The 18,847-nt window shown below is 38.0% G+C and carries 14 protein-coding genes and 2 pseudogenes; 9 read left to right on the top strand and 7 right to left on the bottom strand.

The features are described from left to right. The first annotated feature begins 948 nt into the window (after nucleotides 1-948). Together petH and CA730_RS03800 are read left to right on the top strand one after the other, a co-directional pair. A complete protein-coding gene (petH, locus tag CA730_RS03795; RefSeq protein ID WP_096664158.1) occupies nucleotides 949-2,304 on the top strand; it encodes a ferredoxin--NADP reductase in 1,356 nt (451 codons plus the stop codon). A 131-nt stretch (nucleotides 2,305-2,435) separates the two neighbouring features. Next, complete coding sequence (locus CA730_RS03800; protein WP_096671265.1) at nucleotides 2,436-3,725, top strand: homoserine dehydrogenase; 1,290 nt, start codon at nucleotides 2,436-2,438, stop codon at nucleotides 3,723-3,725. A gap of 517 nt (nucleotides 3,726-4,242) precedes the next feature. On the opposite strand, the gene CA730_RS03805 is transcribed toward CA730_RS03800, so the two are convergent. The 5 genes and pseudogenes from CA730_RS03805 to CA730_RS03815 all read right to left on the bottom strand — a co-directional run bounded on the left by CA730_RS03805 (nucleotide 4,243) and on the right by CA730_RS03815 (nucleotide 8,046). Beyond that, nucleotides 4,243-5,322, bottom strand: coding sequence for a calcium-binding protein (locus CA730_RS03805; protein ID WP_231939968.1), 1,080 nt, complete (start codon nucleotides 5,320-5,322; stop codon nucleotides 4,243-4,245). A gap of 9 nt (nucleotides 5,323-5,331) precedes the next feature. Beyond that, nucleotides 5,332-5,748, bottom strand: a pseudogene (locus CA730_RS26225) (calcium-binding protein); the annotation flags it as partial. After that, nucleotides 5,681-6,562 carry a hypothetical protein gene (locus CA730_RS03810; protein ID WP_096664161.1) on the bottom strand — a complete coding sequence of 294 codons (882 nt, stop codon included), beginning with the start codon at nucleotides 6,560-6,562 and terminating at the stop codon, nucleotides 5,681-5,683. The gene CA730_RS03810 and the pseudogene CA730_RS26225, both read right to left, overlap by 68 nt. Nucleotides 6,563-6,745: 183 nt before the next feature. Beyond that, on the bottom strand, nucleotides 6,746-6,886 hold the full coding sequence (locus tag CA730_RS24110; protein WP_157749911.1) for a hypothetical protein: 141 nt from the start codon (nucleotides 6,884-6,886) through the stop codon (nucleotides 6,746-6,748). Between the two features lie 722 nt (nucleotides 6,887-7,608). Beyond that, nucleotides 7,609-8,046 carry a CAAD domain-containing protein gene (locus CA730_RS03815; RefSeq protein WP_096671267.1) on the bottom strand — a complete coding sequence of 146 codons (438 nt, stop codon included), beginning with the start codon at nucleotides 8,044-8,046 and terminating at the stop codon, nucleotides 7,609-7,611. 369 nt (nucleotides 8,047-8,415) lie between these two features. Between CA730_RS03815 and pcrA the strand changes: the two genes are divergently transcribed. Further along, entirely contained in the window at nucleotides 8,416-10,743 is a 2,328-nt protein-coding gene (gene pcrA, locus CA730_RS03820) for a DNA helicase PcrA (protein ID WP_096664164.1), read from the top strand. A 502-nt stretch (nucleotides 10,744-11,245) separates the two neighbouring features. Here the strand turns inward: pcrA and CA730_RS03825 are convergent. Then, nucleotides 11,246-11,581 (bottom strand): hypothetical protein, encoded by a 336-nt coding sequence (locus CA730_RS03825; RefSeq protein WP_096664168.1) that lies wholly within the window; start codon nucleotides 11,579-11,581, stop codon nucleotides 11,246-11,248. Nucleotides 11,582-11,926: 345 nt separating this feature from the next. Here CA730_RS03825 and CA730_RS03830 point away from each other — a divergent pair, with 345 nt between their 5' ends. Then, complete coding sequence (locus CA730_RS03830; protein ID WP_096664171.1) at nucleotides 11,927-12,538, top strand: esterase/lipase family protein; 612 nt, start codon at nucleotides 11,927-11,929, stop codon at nucleotides 12,536-12,538. On the opposite strand, the gene CA730_RS03835 is transcribed toward CA730_RS03830, so the two are convergent. Beyond that, entirely contained in the window at nucleotides 12,519-12,950 is a 432-nt protein-coding gene (locus CA730_RS03835; RefSeq protein ID WP_096664174.1) for a VOC family protein, read from the bottom strand. The genes CA730_RS03830 and CA730_RS03835 overlap by 20 nt on opposite strands. A gap of 420 nt (nucleotides 12,951-13,370) precedes the next feature. Between CA730_RS03835 and CA730_RS25960 the strand changes: the two are divergent. The 5 genes and pseudogenes from CA730_RS25960 to CA730_RS03860 all read left to right on the top strand — a co-directional run. Beyond that, a pseudogene (locus CA730_RS25960) lies at nucleotides 13,371-14,051 on the top strand (Rpn family recombination-promoting nuclease/putative transposase); the annotation flags it as partial. After that, nucleotides 14,033-14,284: a hypothetical protein gene (locus tag CA730_RS03845; RefSeq protein WP_096664177.1), complete on the top strand. Its 252-nt coding sequence runs from the start codon at nucleotides 14,033-14,035 to the stop codon at nucleotides 14,282-14,284. The pseudogene CA730_RS25960 and the gene CA730_RS03845, both read left to right, overlap by 19 nt. Nucleotides 14,285-14,401: 117 nt before the next feature. Then, nucleotides 14,402-15,160, top strand: a complete 759-nt coding sequence (locus CA730_RS03850) for a TIGR00297 family protein (protein WP_096664180.1) — start codon at nucleotides 14,402-14,404, stop codon at nucleotides 15,158-15,160. A 267-nt stretch (nucleotides 15,161-15,427) separates the two neighbouring features. Continuing rightward, the gene (locus tag CA730_RS03855; RefSeq protein ID WP_096664183.1) at nucleotides 15,428-16,186 is read left to right on the top strand and encodes a peptidylprolyl isomerase; all 759 of its coding nucleotides are present in this window, start codon (nucleotides 15,428-15,430) and stop codon (nucleotides 16,184-16,186) included. Between the two features lie 32 nt (nucleotides 16,187-16,218). Next, entirely contained in the window at nucleotides 16,219-18,807 is a 2,589-nt protein-coding gene (locus CA730_RS03860) for a type I secretion system permease/ATPase (RefSeq protein ID WP_096664187.1), read from the top strand. The last annotated feature ends 40 nt before the right edge of the window (nucleotides 18,808-18,847 follow it).

Here is an 18,847-nt window from a genome sequence, read left to right on the forward strand (position 1 = left end):
ATAGTACAGTGTACTTAATTTACCTGGAATCTACTGTACATATAAAATTGATTATTAATAAGGTCGGTTACAGGAATGCCCGGTAAGCGTAAAGCTCAGTCACTTCAGTGCTGAGATATAAGCGACACGGTCAGTTTTAACCGCATAGAGTCATGCACTATCAAAGAACTACAAAAAAGTGGGTTGAAAAATCATAATATATCACCTTCTGGGTAACTTATGGTGTTATAATGTTGACAACAGGAATGGTAATCAACCTGTCTAAAAACCTAGCTGCCTAACGGCAATCTGTACCTTGACAATTGAAGATATAAGTTCTATTCCATAGTTCTAGTTCCTACCCCAGGAATAGGTAAAATCTTCATGGGAGCTACACTTGTGTTGAGCGAAGTCGAAACACGACACAGAATTTAAACTCAATCAAAATTTGCAGTTAATGCAACTACCTTCGGGCAGAGGGAAAGTCAACGCTTGGGGAGAGAACCACCTCTGGTTTAGATACTGCAAGGGATCTAAACTAAGTGGACTCGTTGAACCAAGAATCTCAGCGGCTTTAGCCGCTGAGAGTGTCAAAATATGCTCTTTAGGGGTATTTTCACAAATGAAAGGGCTTTTTTTGCAAACCCAGGATTTTTGCATGATCAATATATAGTAAAATATTTGATCAACAAGCCTAAAACTATGTAGTTCGAGAAAAAAGATTAAAGTGATTCACTATTAACATTCTCGCAAAGACTTATCCTCTAATTTAGAAGGTGAACAGGTGTGTTTTTTGCAATGCCTACTGGTCTTGGGCGGGTGTACTGAGCAAGGCATCATCATAAATGATGTCGTTTTCCCAGATGGCTAGTTTTGTGATCCGAAAATCCGGTAAACTAAACCTCGCATAAGGATGGGAATGATTTTTTTTTGATAAACGGTTAAGTAAATATCGGAGTGTTAGAAGGAATGTACAATCAAGGTGCTGTTGAGGGTGCTGCCAATATAGAATCAGGTAGCCGCGTCTTCGTTTACGAAGTGGTGGGTCTGCGTCAGGTTGAAGAAACTGATCAAACCAACTACCAAATTCGTAGAAGTGGCAGTGTATTCATCAGAGTACCTTACAACCGCATGAATCAAGAAATGCGACGGATCACTCGCCTGGGCGGTAAAATTGTTAGTATCCAATCTGTTACAGCTTTACAGCAACTCAATCGCAAAGTTGACTTAGCAGTTAACGAAAAAGTTGAATTGGCAACTGCTGACATTAAAGTTAGCAGCGAAGTCGCGGCTGAAGTAAGTGCTAACAAAGATGAACATGGTAAATCCACACCTGTAAGTAATGTTAGTGAAGCTAAAGGCTTTGCTAAAACACCAGTTAAGGATAAGAAAGGCAACTCCATGACTCAAGCAAAAGCCAAAAAAGATGCTCATGCTGATGTTCCTGTGAACATTTATCGTCCTAATGCTCCGTTTATTGGTAAGTGTATTTCTAATGAAACATTAGTTAAAGAGGGTGGAATTGGGATTGTTCAACATCTCAAGTTTGACCTGTCTGCTGGCAACCTGAGGTATTTAGAAGGACAAAGTATTGGGATTATTCCTCCTGGTGTAGATAAGAATGGTAAGCCTGAAAAACTCAGACTGTACTCCATTGCTTCTACTCGTCACGGCGATAATCTAGATGATAAAACAATATCTCTGTGTGTTCGTCAGTTAGAGTATAAGCATCCAGAAACAGGTGAAACGGTTTATGGTGTTTGTTCTACCTATCTGACTAAAATTAAACCAGGTGATGATGTCAAAATCACTGGTCCTGTTGGTAAGGAAATGTTATTGCCGGAAGATCCTGAAGCTAATGTGATCATGTTAGCAACAGGTACGGGTATTGCGCCTATGCGGACTTACCTGTGGCGGATGTTTAAGGATGCAGAAAGAAAAGCTAACCCAGAATATCAATTTAAAGGATTTTCCTGGTTGTTGTTTGGTGTGCCAACATCTCCCAATATTCTCTACAAAGAAGAATTGGAAGCAATGCAAGAGAAATATCCGGAAAACTTCCGTCTCACCTATGCTATCAGCCGGGAACAAAATAACCCCGCAGGTGGCAGAATGTACATCCAAGACCGGGTTGCGGAACACGCTGATGAATTGTGGCAGTTAATTAAAAATGAAAAAACTCACACTTACATCTGCGGTTTGCGCGGTATGGAAGATGGCATTGATGCTGCTTTAAGCGCTGCTGCGGCTAAAGAAGGTGTAGTTTGGAGTGATTACCAAAAGGATCTAAAAAAAGCTCACCGCTGGCACGTAGAAACATACTAATTTGTTATTGGTCAATGGTGAGTGGTCATTGGTCATTGGTTATTAGACAATTAAAAGCAGATAATTAGTAGGTAGGGCTTATGGCTCTGCCTACAATTGTTTTATGTAAATTTAATGTGGGTGCAAAATCTGTGGCTGTCAAATTAGGAATACTTGGATTAGGTACGGTGGGAACGGGGACAGTGCAACTGTTGCAAGACAAAGTAGGTCGTCATCCGCTGTTACAGGAAATTGAAATATATCGAGTGGGTGTGCGATCGCTCACGAAACCCCGTGCTGTAGAATTATCCCCAGAGGTAATAACTACGGATTTAGAAGCCATTGTTAATGATCCAGCCGTAGATATAGTTGTAGAGTTGATGGGGGGATTAGAACCCGCACGCACACTCATCCTGACAGCTATTAAAAATGGTAAGCACGTAGTTACCGCCAATAAAGCCGTAATTTCTCGATTTGGTGCTGAAATATTCACCGCTGCTAACCAAACAGGTGTTTATGTGCTGCTAGAAGCCGCCGTTGGTGGTGGTATTCCTGTAATTCAACCCCTGAAGCAATCCTTAAGCGTCAACCGCATTAGCGCTATCATGGGCATTGTCAATGGTACAACCAACTACATCCTCACCAGGATGCAAACAGAAGGTAGTGAATTTGATGATGTTTTAGCAGATGCCCAAAAATTGGGTTATGCTGAAGCTGACCCCACAGCGGATGTTGATGGTTTGGATGCCGGAGATAAGATTGCTATTTTGGCATCTTTAGGATTTGATGGACGAATTAATCGGGAAGATGTCCATTGTGAAGGAATTCGCCAAGTTACAAAAACAGATATTGCATACAGCGCTAAATTAGGATTTGTGATTAAACTATTGGGGATAGCTCAACACTTAGATCAAGATAATTCCCGACTTTCCGTGAGAGTTCATCCTACCCTAGTTCCCCAAACCCATCCTTTAGCTAGTATTAACGGTGTTTACAATGCCATTCTTGTGGAAGGAGAACCTATAGGACAGGTGATGTTATTCGGTCCTGGGGCTGGGGCTGGTGCTACCGCCAGTGCTGTATCATCAGATATATTAAATCTTGTCGCTACCCTTAAAACTAATACAGCTAAACCGAATTCACTTCTAGCCTGTAGACATCAACATTACTCGCAAATTACCCCCATTTCTGAGTTAGTAACCCGGTTTTATGCCCGTTTCCTCAGCAAAGACCAAGCGGGAGTTATTGGTAGATTGGGAACTTGTTTTGGCAATTATGGCGTGAGTTTAGAGTCAGTTGTCCAAACTGGTTTTCAGGGAGAACTAGCAGAAATTGTTGTTGTTACCCACAATGTCCGGGAAGGGGACTTTAGAAAAGCTTTGGCAGAAATTCAAGCTATGGAATCAATAGATAGTATTCCTAGCGTGTTGCGAGTGCTTTAACAAATAAAAATATCCCCGACTTTTTTAAGAGACTTCCAATTAAAAAAATATCCCAAAATTTCTTGTGGTGCGGGACGAAAAGCCCGCTAATAATACAAGGACGGGCAAGATGCCCATCCCACATCCCACAAGATTGGATAGCGAGGCGCTGCTGCAAGCAGTTCATCTTTTTTGTGGAGTTCTCTAAGGGACTTCCAATTAAAAAAATCCCCAAAAGTTTCTTGTGGTGCGGGCATCTTGCCCGCTAATTACCAAGGACAGGCAGGATGCCCATCCCACAAAATTGGGTAATTTATTTTTTGGTGATCCCTAAGAGGTCGGGGGTCTTGTTGTTTAATGACAACAAGATAGTTCTTCCTTATCGCTTTCATGATAACATTTTAAAACTTGTTTGTCAATACCATAAATCTCTTTTTTTCGGTTGGCGTTTTTGCGTTTTTTAGCGAAACATCATGGGCTGATGATGTAAATCAGGAAGACAGAGAATTGATTCCCTGTCTTCTAGCTAAAGTTCGTTTTAATTGAACAAGAAATTACCACCAAAGAGGTTGATATTCGCATTGGCGCTGGTAAATCCAGATGTCCCTGATAAGGTCACTAATAACTGACCAGTACCAAAACCAGTATTACCACCAATCCCATCACCAACTCTTACTAATGTAGAAGTACCCAATGTCCTAACATCAAAATTGGCAATACCTGTAAAGTTCAGTTTATCGCCACCGACACCGCGCACAAATTGGTAAATTGTATCCGTACCATCACCAAAAGCGTAGTTAACGTTATCTACAACATTATCGTTTAAACCCAAATACAGGCTATCATTACCAATTCCACCAATGAGGGTATCTGCACCAGTTACTCCATTTAAGTAATCATTACCATCTCCACCTGTGAGAATGTTAGCTGCTATATTTCCCGTAATACTATTATTGAGGCTGTTACCTGTACCGTTAATTGCGTTTATTCCGGTTAGGTTCAAGTTTTCTAGGTTGGTAGTTAGGGTGTAAGTTACACCACTGAAAACGTTATCTATTCCTTCATTGATATTTTCTATGATGGTATCTGCTACATTATCTACATAATAGGAATCGTTACCTATACCACCAATGAGGGTATCTGCACCAGCGCCACCATTGAGGATATCATTACCAGCACCACCGGTGAGAATATTTGCGGCTATATTACCTGCAATGCTATTATTGAGGCTGTTACCTGTACCGTTAATCGCGTCTATTCTGGTTAGAGTCAGGTTTTCTACGTTGGCGGTTAGAGTGTAACTGATAGTGCTGGAAACGCTGTCTGTTCCTTCATTGATATTTTCTATGATGGTATCTGCTACATTATCCACATAATAAGAATCGTTACCTATACCACCAATGAGGGTATCCGCACCAGCGCCACCATTAAGAGTGTTGTTGCCAGTATTACCGATGAGGGTATTATTGAGGGTGTTACCTGTACCGTTAATAGAAGTTGTACCAGTTAAGGTGAGGTTTTCTAAGTTGGTTTTTAATGTCCAAGTGATAGAAGATTCAACGGTATCAATACCACTATTTAAACTTTCAGCAATGATATCTCCCACATTGTCTACCACATAAGTGTCATTGCCACTACCACCGATTAATAAATCTGCACCCTTTCCCCCATTGAGATAATCATCACCACTTCCACCGCTTAAATCGTCGTTTCCTGTACCACCTTTAATCCAATTATTACCAAATGTACCGTTAAAGCTGACTGTACCTATAAAGCTAGTTAAATCAAAGCATTCAAATCCGAATACTGTTGTCCCTGGAATATCTAATTGATTGGTGGTGTTACTAGTATCAATGGAGATAGTATCATCAACTGTCCCTCCTGTGATAATTAAGGTATCTGTGCCTGTACCACTATTAATGGTATCGTTTTGTTGTAAATTGGCAAAGGTGCTGGTGATGATGTTGTCTCCATATTCAGCATTGATGATATCTTGTTGGGGTGTGGTGGTGAAGTTGTTGTCTGATACTGGTTTGATTGAGATTGAAGTTCAATTGTCCTGAGTTGAGAGTTACACCTCCACGTCCTGTGATTTGACTCCCCACCCCAAAGTTGAAGATTCCTTCTAATGTCAAAGCTGCATCTATGTCTACGTAAATAGTACCGTTGGTGTTTGTCCCTCCCCCTGTGAGAGATAAGCTGCCACCTTCGACATTTATTTTGTTGCTATTTGTGGTTTTACCTGTGACTGCTAGGGTTCCAGCATTAACGTTAACTATTCCTGTGTTAATAAAATCATTGGTTAAACCTAGATTCCCTGCGTTGATATTTACGGTGCTAGAGTTATCAAAGTCTACATAGATACTGGCACTATAGCCACTGGTTTTGGTAAATGTACCTTTGTTATCAAATTTTGCTTCTGCACCTTGATAATCTGCGGGGAAGTTTGGACGGATATTTCCCCCTTGCAAGTCATAGGTAGCACCGATTTGGTTGATGATTTGACTGCTGTTATTCAGGTAGATATTGCCGTAGTATGTCCACCAGGGTGAATAATAGTCGGATTGAGTAACTACTCCCTTATTCTGTAGCACTCCTGTTATATATTTATCCCCATAACCAATGGATAAATTGCCATTATTTGTAAATCCATCAGAAACATTAATCGTTCCTGAATTCCACTGAAAAGTCTCAAACTGGGACAAACTTTTAATTGTGGTGTTATTAGTCAAAGTAACCGTGATATCACTATCACTCAGATTAATCACCACATCATCCCCAGCGCCAGGCAAAATCCCCTCAAACCAGATAGTCGAGTCGCTGTAGTTACCATCTGCAATGACGTTACGAGTAGCCATGATTTTATGTCCTTAATTTTTTCAGAACTTATGCAACTGATATAAATAATCTATTTGAGGATGTTATTGTAAAATTTGGGTAATTTAATCCCGTCTTGATCTCAATACTATTGCCAATTTTCCCAAACTAGGTCTGAAAACCAAGAAAATCGTGACGATATCAATAGGGTTTCAATGTTTTGGCTACAGTATTGGATCTGGGGAAATAATAATTGATTTTACACCCTCTACAACTCCTGTTTGTAGGGTCTGATAGTCGGAAACGGAGGCATCTATAAAAACAATGGTTGTCGCGGTTTGAGGGAGAAAAGAGTTGTTAGACATATTTTTTTCCTTTGCGCTTGGTAACTAAGCTTTTATACCCACCTGGAACTGAAGTTCCGGTCTAATATCTAAAGTGCGTTGAAACGCACTCTGATGACATCAAAATCAAAAATTATCCTATTTATAGAATAAATACCGCCAAAATAGTCGGTTTCAACCGACTTGAGCTATTAGACAGGGAATTAATTCCCTGGCTTGAAGGTACTTGACACTGTTGAGCAGTAGTAAACGTTTACAAATTATTATCCAAACAGGTTAAATATGTATATGATGCTAGGATGTGTTATTTATAAACACAACCGTGATTTTTCAGTTATAAATAATCTTTTTACTACATATACTTAGTGTCACATAAGTAACATATTCTAAATTCACAAAAAACAACGAACTCTTGGCTTTATAGCGTTTCCCATTCTCATGAAGTACACACCAATTTATTACCTGTTAGAAAGTTCCTTGTTCCCTACCCTCACAGACAACTTTTATGGCTTACGCTACGCTATCAGCAAACCATATTTATACTGAAAACGGTTCATAGTTTAACCAAATATGAAACCCCTCTCCAAACCTCTCCCCGCAACGGGGAGAGGCTTTGAACTTGTTCTTTGTATGATAAAAAAGTCCAGCTTCTAGCCGTTTTGAGTATATAAAAAAGTAAAAAAGAAAAAAGATACCCGATTTCTTTAAAGAGTCGGGTATCTAAGATTATCTAAATTTGTGAGTTAAGATTTAGGAGTGTGCTTACCCACAACTTGGGATTTGAGGGTGTTAATTTCTCCAGATAACTCCTGTCTGCTAGAAGCTTTGAGTAAATAGCGATAAACAAACCACACAGAATAACCAATGCCAATTAATTCAAAGGTAGGTGCTACCAAAGGAACATCATTAAGAGCATCTAATACAGCCAATAGTACCTTAACTGTGACTACTGCTGTCACGACTAAACCAATACTAACGATGGGCTGCTGATATTGACCGAAAAATTTACCTACATAGTCTGGTAATGTCCCCAAAAACCCAGAAATTTGTTGTCCGTATTTCAGCCATTGTTCTTGAGACTGCATAGGAGGTTGAAGTTTCGTCAAATTCCCGGTTTGGGTGTTAATTTCGGGTATGGTTGTTTCTTTAGACTGGGTTTCTTTAAATTCTGGTTCTTGCATTTTCGTTTCCATGATTTTGAAAGTTGAGTTTCTTACTTAGATATTTACAACCAAAAGGCTGTTAATCGGTACTTTCCCTCGCTAATCAGGGTGAGAGATTAGAGATTATTGGTTTATCTTACATCTAGAGTTCTTCACAAGTATGATAAAACTTTACACAAAATCCAGTAACATTAAGTTGCTAGTTAGGAAGCAAGGATAAAACTAAATAATCCAACACTATATCAAATTTTCTCAAAGTTTAGCAATTTAAGTAAATTTTTATCATTTTTGCTTGGTTATGCTGATTTTGTTTTATTATTCGTACTGAGTTTGACGCTGACAGAATAACCCGATAACAAATTGTCCTTTTCATCATTGTTATATTTTATGACCACAAATATTGATTTTCTGACTCATCTTAATCCTAGTCAACGTCAAGCGGTCGAACACTACTGCGGACCATTATTAGTGGTAGCTGGTGCTGGTTCAGGGAAAACCCGGGCGCTGACTTACCGCATTGCTAATTTGATTATTAAACATCGTGTTAATCCTGAAAATATCCTCGCGGTGACATTTACGAATAAAGCTGCAAAGGAAATGAAGGAACGAATTCAAAGGATATTTACTGAACCATTAGCAATATCACAACATGGTAAAAAATTTGATTTACTGACAGAATATGAACAAAGCTTACTAAAAACACAGGTTTACCGCACTACTATTAAAGATATGTGGTGTGGAACTTTTCATAGTTTATTCTCGCGGATTCTGCGCTGGGATATCGAAAAATATCAAGATGAAAAAGGCAGAAAATGGAATAAAAACTTTTCTATCTTTGATGAATCGGATGTCCAAAGTGTGATTAAAGAAATTGTTACCAAAGATTTAAATTTAGATAGTAAAAAATTTGAACCTAAATCTATTCGCTACGCTATTAGTAATGCTAAAAATCAAGGACTTTCTCCCCAACAATTTGAAAGTGAACAACCAGACTATCGAGGTAGGGTGATTGCTGATGTTTATAATCGCTATCAAGATAAACTTGCCCAAAATAATGCTTTAGATTTTGATGATTTAATTTTAATTCCTACTCGATTATTTCAACAAAACGAACAAGTTTTAGGTTATTGGCATCAAAAATTTTGTCATATTCTAGTTGATGAATATCAAGATACTAACCGAACTCAATATGATTTAATTCAGCTTTTGGTAACAAATGGGGAAAGCCGGAAAAATGAATGGAAATGGCAAAATCGATCTGTGTTTGTGGTTGGTGATGCTGACCAGTCAATTTATAGTTTTAGAATGGCAGATTTTACCATTTTGCTAGAGTTTCAGGAAAATTTTGGGGATGGTTTAGCAGATGATGATACTCGTTCTATGGTGAAATTAGAAGAAAATTATCGCTCATGTGAAAACATTCTCCAAGCTGCTAATGAATTAATTGAAAATAATACTCAACGGATTGATAAAATCCTCAAAGCCACAAGAGAACCAGGGGAAGAAATTTATTGTCATAAAGCTGATGAAGAAATGGCAGAAGCAGCTTTTGTGATTAACCAAATTAGAAATTTAGAGCATCAAAACCCGGAATTAAATTGGGGTAACTTTGCAATTTTATATCGAACAAATGCTCAATCTCGACCTTTTGAAGAATTATTAGTAAAATATCAAATTCCTTATACGGTTGTGGGAGGCATGAAATTTTATGATCGCAAAGAAATTAAAGATGCTGTGGCATATTTAAGGGCGATTAATAACCCAGCGGATACTGTAAGTTTATTAAGAGTTATCAACACACCTCGACGGGGAATTGGTAAATCTACTGTTGATGCTTTGGTGAATGCTTCCCAGCAGTTAGGAACAACATTATGGGAAATATTAAGTGATGAAACATCTGTAAATACTTTAGCAGGACGTTCGGCGAAAGCTGTGAATAATTTCGCCGCCATGATTCAAAATCGTCAAGAACAAGTCAAAGTTGTTCCCGGTTCGGAAATTTTACAAGGCATTTTAGAAGATTCTCGTTATATTAAGGAATTGCAAGATCAAGCTACAGATGAAGCTGATAATAGAATTAGTAACGTCAATGAATTATATAATGCTATGCTGCAATTTCAAGAAGAAAATGCTGGAGAAGATATTTCTTTACAGGCATTTTTGCAAAGTGCGGCTTTGAGTTCTGATTTAGATAATTTAAAAGAGGGACAAACAGCGGTTTCTTTAATGACTTTACACGCTTCTAAAGGGTTGGAGTTTCCTGTTGTCTTTTTAGTGGGATTAGAACAGGGACTTTTTCCGGGTTATCGTTCTTTACAAGATCCTTCATTGTTAGAAGAGGAACGGCGTTTGTGTTATGTGGGAATTACCCGCGCTCAAGAACGGTTGTTTTTATCTCATGCCAGAGAACGGCGTTTATATGGGTCTAGAGAACCGGCAATGCGATCGCAATTTCTCGATGAAATACCCACAGAATTGTTAACCACCCAAAATAAAGTTACCCGGAGTTCGACTAAAACCACTTCTGCAACCACTAGTAAACAAAGCACTCCCGGAATTTGGCAAGTAGGTGACAGAGTATTACATAAGTCCTTTGGACTTGGGGAAATTACTCACGTTTTCGGAGAAGGAAATAAGGTGTCTGTAGCGATTAAATTCCTGAGTTTAGGACAAAAAATTGTAGACCCCAGAGTAGCCCAATTACAAAAAGTCTAAGAGGTTGTTTGAAAAGTATTAGATGAAACCGATAATTTCTAGAAACCTAACCCCCTTCCCCCCTTCCCTACCTACGGTGTACACACAAGTCGGAAATTTCCTGTTGGTTGCCATAAAACCCCACCCCTAGCCCCTCCCCGCTTTTCGAGAGGGGAACTGGATTTTCAATAGATTCTTTCTCGTTGTAGAAAACTCGCTTTGGGTAAGGATGTGTGTACACGGTAGCCCCTTTTAGGGGAGGGTCAACAGATTTTGGATTGACTCCAACCTAAAGTGTGGAGCTTGAGGATTTTAGATTGGCGGTTTTTGATTAATTCCGCCCTGGAGGGGCGGGGCTTGTACCGAAAATTCCCAATCCAAAATCTAAAATCCAAAATTTTTCGGTCAGGGAGGGGTCAGGGAGAGGTCAGGGAGGGGTCGGGGAGAGGTTTGCAGAGGGGTTTATTTATACATTAAAAACTTTTCAAACATCCTTTAAAAAAGATAATCCCAATTAAAAAACTTATCCAGGAGTTTTAACTTGACGCGCCATGTCTAAGAAGACATTCATATTTACGCCGGGACGACGACGAGGACTATTAGTAGGAATGAGATATTTGGTGGCAAAATTGGCTTCAGTGGGGACTGATATTTTAACTGGTTCAGGCTTAGTAGCTTTTACGGCTGTCGGTGTAGCTTTTGGTTCAACTTTTGGTGTAGATTTGGCTGCTACTGTTGCTGGAGATTGAGTAACATTAGCTTCTTCCTTTAATTCTAGGTAGTAGCTATCACCCTTTTTGCTAAACAATCCAGTAATAAAACCCACAATACCTGCAATGATATTTTTGATAAAGCCCATAAAAAATGCTCCTGGTTTGAATAGTCGGGATTTTTACCGAAATTGTTAAAAATTACGGTGTAATATTACATTTGATTGCGTTATCTACGGTCAATCATTAGACCTACTGTTCGCTGATTAAAAGCCTATAATTACTACTGGCAAGTATTTGTAGGTCTTTTTTGTCTAAAACAGTATTTAGTAAATAACGCAAATTAATTATTAAATTTTATTATAACTATAAGATTATGAGAACTTATTTAATAAATCTTAATAATCTCCACTCAGTTTCACAACTGTCACATACTGTATATTTAGTATTACAATACTGAGTTAAATTATTAACAATACTAACTAATTAAGATCATGACAACAAAACAGCAAAATCCCGTTTTATTAGTGCATGGTATTAACGATACTGGGGCGGTTTTCAATAAAATGGCATTTTATCTGCGAAAACAAGGTTTGTCCGTGTATACGGTGGATTTAATCCCTAACAATGGTTCTGAGGTTTTGGAGAAATTAGCCCAGCAAGTAGCTGATTATGTAAATAATATCTTTGCAGCAGCGCAACCACTGGATATAGTGGGTTTTAGTATGGGAGGAATTGTCAGCCGTTATTATATTCAGCGGTTGGGGGGAATAAATAGAGTCCAGCGATTTATGACAATTTCTTCACCTCATTATGGAACTATAGTTGCTTATGGTACTTGGCTGGCTGGTGCTTTGCAAATGCGTCCTCATAGTGATTTTCTCAATGATTTAAATGCTGATGTCGAGATGTTAAAGCAGTTGAATTTTACATCTATTTGGACACCTTATGATTTGATGATTTTACCGGCTAGTAGTTCAAAAATCCCTGTAAGTAAGGACGTTATTTTACGAGTTGCATTTCATTCTTGGATGTTAACAGATGATCGGACTTTAGAAAAAGTAGCCGCAGCTTTAGTAGAACCGATTAATGTGTATCCCCAATGAGGGTATGTTCAGCATTGCCAAAAATCGCTTCTGGATGACGATAATACTTAAATTCCATTAAGTTATAAAATGGGTCTTCTAAGAAAAAAGTTTGATGTTCTAGAAGGGAATCGGTAAAGCGGTATTTGGGTTCTTCTCTAAACTTTAAATCTTTGTTTTTTGCCTTTTCTAGTAATTCTTGCCAATCTTGTTCTTGGGTGAAAATTAGTCCAAAATGTCGAGGATAAATTGCTTTTTGAGGTGTGAGGATGTCTTTTGTTATGTGTGCTACTAATTGATGTCCATAAAGGTTGAGAATCAAAGCGTGGGGGTTTTCGCGTCCGGGTATGCAGCCTAAACCATCAACATAATAGGCTTTGGTTTGGGGGATATTGGTGACGGGAAAGGCGAGGTGAAATATGGTTTGGTTCATGGTGGGGGTGAGTTGGAGAATAAAAGTAGGATTTAGTTAATTTCTCTGTAGGTTTATTATCAATAATAGTAAAATAATCAATAATTTCGAGTTTGATGTTATGGGTAATGAGATATTTAGAGATCGTCTGAACCGCAAAATTGAGAAGTTCATCTTGGAGGCTCAGGACTGTATAAAATTAGAGCATAATGGAATGGCTGGTAACGTTCGTAAAATCTTGGTTTAAGAACTTCTACCCATAGCAAATAAACTGACTATTATGGTTATATATGTAACTAATGCGATCGCTCATCCTGTGTGGGAACTAACTTGATTGTCAAGCGATCGCATATTTAAAACTTTCACAGAAGCATACTTTTTATACCCGGCATGACAAACTAACGTTGTTTTATCAGCCAGTGACTTAATACTGCACACTATGAATTGTCATCAGTAGAAATCAAAGAACTAGCACGACGTATTGATGGTGTATTTTTACCCAAAGCTGAGTACCCAGAAGATCCGATTTATTTTGTCGAAGTTCAATTTCAAGATGATGATAACTTATACTGGCGGTTGATTACGGAAGTATTTCTGTATTTAAACCAGTATAAACCTGATAAAAAATGGCAAGCTGTAGTATTGTGGGCTAAACGGAGTCTTGATCCTGGAATACCCTTGACATATCAAAGTTCACTAGCTGCAGGACAAATTCATGTAGTTTATTTAGATGAATGAACTGATACATCATCTTCAATTGGTTTAGGAATTATTCAATTAGTAGTTGCGCCTGAAGATGAAGCAATACAAACAGCAAGAAGTTTAATTAATTTAGTACAACAAGCAGATGCGGCAAACAGTCGTTATCTTTTAGAATTAGTAGAAAGGATGCTAATTTACAAGTTTTCCACTTATAGCCGTCAGGAGTTAGAAGCGATGTTTGGATTAACAGAATGGCGACAAACTCGATTTTATCAAGAAGTTAAGGAAGAAACTAAGTTAGAAGCAATTCCTCGTCTTTTGAAAATGGGTTTGAGTGTAGAACAAATTGCGGAAGCACTGGAATTAGATATTGAAATAGTGCAACAAGCTATGAAAACACAATGTGTCAAAGAGTCTTAATTTACAAGTTTTTCACCTATAGCCGTCAGGAGTTAGAAGTAATGTTTGGATTAACAGAATGGCGACAAACCAGATTTTATCAAGAAGTTAAGGAAGAAGTACAGAAAGAAACTAAGTTAGAAACAACTCCTCGTCTTTTGAAAATGGGGTTGAGTGTAGAACAAATTGCCGAAGCCCTAGAATTAAAAATTGAAGTAGTACAACAAGCAATGAAACAGCAAAGTAGAGAATAATTCTAAGCTATTTGACAAATAAAAGTGAAGGAGTAAAATTACGATAAATCTGCGGTAAAAGAGGATAAAATCATTTTGTTAGCATAAAAATCTGAAAAAACTCATAATTTATCACAGATGTTATCTTTAATAGATTCTGTTAATCCCTGGTTAGTGGGAGTAGGCTTAAATGCAATTTTACTAGGAATAGTCGCAATTATTCCCAAAAAATTGCTCACCCCGGCAGGTATACTTAATGCTGGATTATTAGGAATAATCATTTGGGGAACACTAGGTTGGCAGGGATATCTAGTGGTGGTATTTTATTTTATTGTTGGTTCTGGGGTAACGCGCATTGGTATGGCAGAAAAAGAAGCCGCCGGAATTGCGGAAAAACGTGCCGGTGCAAGAGGCCCTGAGAACGTTTGGGGTTCAGCATTAATAGCGGCTTTGTGTGCGTTGGGAGTCTTGTTTTTACCTGAGTTTAAATATTTACTATGTTTGGGTTATGTTGCCAGTTTTAGCACTAAACTATCGGATACTACAGCCAGTGAAGTTGGTAAAGCTTATGGTAAAAGTACCTTTTTAATTACCACATTGCAACCAGTTCCGAGAGGGACAGAAGGGGCGGTAAGTTTAGAAGGGACTTTAGCTGGTATGGTAGCATCAATAGCGATCGCACTCATTGGCTGGAGTGTAAATTTAATTAATCCCCTGGGTATTATTTGGAGTGTAATAGCTGCATTTATCGCTACAAATTTAGAAAGTGTTATTGGTGCAACTTTGCAATCTAAATATACGTGGCTGACTAATGAGGTTGTTAATATCTTCAATACCCTGATTGGTGCAACTGCGGCGATAATATTGGCATTAATTTACCAAAGTATCTTTGTTTAACTATTGACTCAAATTAAAATTTTTATATCCCCAACTTCTTGAATAATTTGGGGATATTGTCATCTTGCTTACAGACTTAAAAATAGTTATCATTTAAAATCATTTAGTTTACTCTTAATAAAAAGATAGCATATTTAATTACCAGATATTAATTACATATTTAATTTATCGAATCTTTATGATTCCTAGATATATTTTTCTACTGTTTTCTCCATTATTCAATGGAAAGTCTTATAGATGTTTTAGTATTATCCTGAGAATTACTTCATGGAATCTTCATCTTTTTTAACTGTAAATGACCAGGAAATTACCCTAGCTGAAGTAGTCAAATACTTACAAATATCTGGTAGACTGGGAAATTTTATGAGTGACGTACTGCGTCAGCACGTAATTGAACAAGAAATTAGTGCCAGAACAGATATTGAGATTAGTTCCACATTAATTGAACAGACAATTATTGATTTTCGTCTGAAAAATCAACTAACTGATGCCCAAAAATTTCAAGAATGGCTAACAAATAATGGTACAGATTATACAACTTTTCATACATCTATTACCTTGAGCTTTCAGTTGGAGAAACTCAAAGCATTAATCACAGAATCAAAATTACCAGAATACTTTATTGAAAAGAAGATTTACTTGGATAGAGTTATACTTTCGCGGATTCTAGTTGACAGTCGGGAATTAGCAGAAGAACTACAAACTCAAATTGAAGAAGGAAGTAGTTTTGAACAACTGGCAAAAGAGTATTCATTAGCCGATGAAAGAGTATTTAATGGCATGATGGGACCAATTAGTCGGGGGACTATACCAGACATATTACGTGCGGCTGTAGACTCAACCAGCCCTGGAAAATTGATCAATCCCATAGAAATAGAAGGACGTTTTGCTTTATTTAGATTAGAACAAATTCTTCCAGCCTCCTTAGAAGATCCTCAATTACAACAATCACTAAAAAATGAGCTATTTGAGAAATGGCTAGGGGATAAGATTCAAAATCTGACAGTCAAAATTCAATTGGATTAAAACTTCTAAATAATCAATTTTAACGAATAAATGTGTTAAACAATTTACCCTGGAATGAACCGCCACTATCCTGGCTAAATGCTGAAGAACAACGCGAATTAAAACAGCAAGCAGAAATACATAACTACAAACTTGGCGAAAAAATTTGGTCACAAAAATTAGGTGGTGACCAATTTTTTATTGTCGCTGGTAAAGTGCGTTTACGAGAGGAAGAAGAAAATAAAACCGTAGCTACTTTACAAACAGGAGATTGGTTTGGTAACTGTCAACCATTATTTGCTGACTGTAAAGCTGTAGCTGCTAGTAAGGAAGTTATAGTTGTGTGTTGGAATTCAGCTTTGTGGAAAAAGTTTTTAAATCCTCAAGTTGATGAATTTTGGAATAATTCAACAGAGGTAGAAGAGATTGAAACTATTTCACCAGTTCCTAATTCTCCCATGTCTCCACCTTCACATCCTGCTAAATGGGAACAAACCACAATTTCTAATTATCCTTTTGTGGGAAGTGGAAATACAGGTGCAGCTTGTTTAACAATGGTGGCGCAATATTTACAAAATCCTGTGCAATTAGAATGGGTACAACGTCAGTTGCGAGGACAAAAGCCGAAAAATCTGGTAGAAGCAGGGGAGAAATTAGGATTAGTATTGCGGAAATTAAAAGTTAATTGTAGTGAATTACGTCAATTATCTTTTCCGGCATTATTGTTGTGGAATCAAGGGAATCAGAAAGATAAAAATTCCCAATTAAATTGGGTTGTAGCCTATGGAATGAAAGGCAATTTTTTAATTATTGCCAATCCCCAAAATCCTGATTATATTTGTGAACATTTACCTCAATCTGTGGTAGATAATTGTTGGGATGGTACATTATGGCAAACTGAATTAATTTCCCAACAAGAGAAATTTAATTTAGCTTGGTTTACTCCCGCAGTTTGGAAATATCGAGGTTTATTAGGTGAGGTTTTATTAGCTTCATTTACTTTGCAATTATTGGGTTTAGCTTCTCCATTAATTACCCAAGTCATCATTGATAAAGTGATGGTGCAGGAGAGTTTAGCTACTTTGGATGTGATGGCGATCGCCCTCTTGTTCGTGGCGACATTTGAATCTATCCTGGGTATGCTGCGGCTATTCATATTTACCCACACAGCCCGACGTTTAGACTTGAGTTTATCGGCTCAACTTTTCCGCCATTTAATGCGTTTACCCTTGGCTTATTTTGAATCGCGGAGAGTGGGTGATACAGTTGCTAGAGTCCAGGAATTAGAACAAATTCGCCAATTTCTCACAGGTACAGCTTTAACCGTCATTCTTGACAGTATCTTTGCCGTAGTTTATCTGGGATTGATGTTTTATTACAACATTCCCTTAACATTTGTAGCCTTAGCCGTATTACCATTATTTGCCACTTTAACCATTATCGCCACACCAATTTTGCGAAATTGGCTAAATGAAACTTTTAACCGGAGTGCGGACAGTCAATCGTTTTTAGTAGAGACAATCACTGGCATTCATTCTGTTAAAGCCCATGCCGCAGAACCAGTAGCGAGAGAACGGTGGGAAGGTTTATTTGCCCGCTTCATTCGTACCAGTTTTAAAGCTTCCACCACATCTAATATTAGCAGTAATATTGGTGACTTTCTCACTAACTTTTCCACCTTAATTATCCTGTGGTTTGGGGCAAAATTAGTCATAGATCATCAATTGACAATTGGTCAATTAATCGCCTTTCAAATGTTATCAGGAAGAGTTACTAGTCCCTTATTAAGGCTAGTCCAGTTGTGGCAGAATCTCCAACAAGTGTTATTATCAGTAGATAGAATTGGTGATATTCTCAACGCTGCCCCAGAAACAGAAGCCGGCACAGGATTAGTATTGCCACCCCTCAAAGGTGAAGTTAATTTCGACCAAGTTTTCTTTCGTTATCATGCCAACACCGAACCAGTATTAAAAGGCATTTCCTTTAATATTGAACCAGGACAATTTGTAGGCATTGTCGGCAGAAGTGGTTCAGGGAAAAGTACCCTTTCTAAACTTCTGCAAAGACTCTATCAAATTGAGTCAGGAAGAATCCTCATTGATGGATTTGACATCAAAAGTGCTGACTTAGCATCTTTAAGACAACAAATAGGCGTAGTTCTCCAAGAAGACTTTTTATTTAATGGTTCAATCTTGGAAAACATCACATTAGGAAATACAGATATTACCTCAGAACAAGTTGTCGAAGCCGCCAGATTAGCAGTAGCCCATGACTTCATTAGTCAACTACCTTACGGCTATGAAAACAACGTGGGAGAAAGAGGAACAGCATTATCTGGAGGGCAAAGACAACGCATAGCATTAGCCAGATTATTCCTAGCATCTGCACCAATTCTCATCTTAGATGAAGCCACCAGCGCCTTAGATAGTGAAACCGAACAACAAGTATTACAAAACCTCAAAAATGTTTCCTCTAACCGCACAGTGTTCTTAATTGCCCACCGCTTTGCCCCCCTCAAACGTGCTGATTTAATCTTAGTCATGGAAAAAGGAGTAATAGCCGAAAGAGGAACACATTTAGAACTCTTAAAACAAAAAGGTTTGTATTGGTCACTTTATCAAAGACAACAAGCGAATATTTAAGATTTATCTCCGCGTCTCCGCGCCTCTGCATGAGAAAGAA

This window comes from Dolichospermum compactum NIES-806 (assembly GCF_002368115.1).
Lineage (GTDB): Bacteria > Cyanobacteriota > Cyanobacteriia > Cyanobacteriales > Nostocaceae > Dolichospermum > Dolichospermum compactum.